This is a genomic window from Acinetobacter sp. UBA3132 (assembly GCF_002364825.1).
Lineage (GTDB): Bacteria > Pseudomonadota > Gammaproteobacteria > Pseudomonadales > Moraxellaceae > Acinetobacter > Acinetobacter schindleri.
The window spans coordinates 1-596 of record NZ_DEZM01000210.1; the positions used below are offsets into that span (position 1 = coordinate 1).

Annotated in this window: 1 protein-coding gene; it reads right to left on the reverse strand. The window is 43.0% G+C overall.

Annotated elements, in window-relative coordinates; genetic code table 11:
• Positions 1 to 113 precede the first annotated feature (113 nt).
• Positions 114 to 596: DUF3362 domain-containing protein (locus B4033_RS11635; RefSeq protein ID WP_286834171.1), on the reverse strand; the 483-nt coding region annotated here is incomplete at its 5' end.

Genomic DNA, 596 nt, shown 5'->3' on the forward strand with positions numbered 1-596 from the left:
GTTTTTTCTAATAAATATCTTAATTTAATTATTGTTTAATTGAGATTTGACTTCTTTTAATAAAAAATCAGTAGAAAAATAAAAAAGACACCGAAGTGTCTTTTTTAAGTGATTTAGGCACGACTTTTAGGTTTGGCTTTGCCTTTAGCTTTAGAACCGCCAAAAGGCTTTTTCGCATCACCGGTTTCACGTGGTGGTAAACCTGTGTGCTGGGTCAAAATTTGGCCTTTTTTCGGACGATTGTTCTGTCCTTGGCTTTGACCTTGTCCACGATTGCCTGCCTGACCGGTACGTTTCTGTGAATCGCCTGCAACAGTCGAGTTCTTCTTACGTGCTGACTGATACTGACCATCCACACCTGCAGGTTGATAGGTCGGAATCAGATGCTGTTTCGAATTACCAATCAGGTCCTGACGGCCCATTTCGCGCAAGGCATCACGCAGTAAAGGCCAGTTATTTGGATCATGGTAACGCAAGAAAGCTTTGTGCAGACGACGACGCTTTTCACCTTTCACAATGTCGACATTTTCAGTGTAACGCGCTACTTTCGCCAGTGGGTTTTTACCAGTGTAGTACATGGTGGTTGCCGTTGCCAT